General features: G+C 65.3%; 1 protein-coding gene. It reads right to left on the bottom strand.

The annotated features are described in order from the left end of the window. Positions 1 to 291: response regulator transcription factor (locus tag NE591_RS15205; RefSeq protein WP_256157096.1), on the bottom strand; the 291-nt coding region annotated here is incomplete at both ends.

The following is a 291-nucleotide window of genomic DNA, read 5'->3' as shown; positions in this document are numbered from 1 at the left end:
CGCCGAGTTTCTGGTAGATATGGTTGGTGTGGCTCTTCACCGTGGCGTCGGAGATGACGAGCTTCTCCATGATGAAAGTGCGGCTGTGCCCCTCGGCCAAAAGCGCCAGCACTTCGGCCTCGTGCGGGGAGAGGTTGCGCTCGGCGGCAATGAGGGCGCAGGCTTCGGCCAGGTCGTTCGCGGGGGACGTCGCCATCGCTTCGTGTCCCGCTTGCCAGGTTCGCCACACAACGGCCATGAGCACCGCCACGGCACCGTAAAGGGCGGCGATGACGATGAAGCGGCCGAGGC

This window comes from Adlercreutzia sp. DFI.6.23, assembly GCF_024462535.1.
Lineage (GTDB): Bacteria > Actinomycetota > Coriobacteriia > Coriobacteriales > Eggerthellaceae > Adlercreutzia > Adlercreutzia rubneri.
The sequence above is the reverse complement of the archived record's forward strand: the minus strand, read 5'-3'. Positions and strand labels throughout refer to the sequence as shown.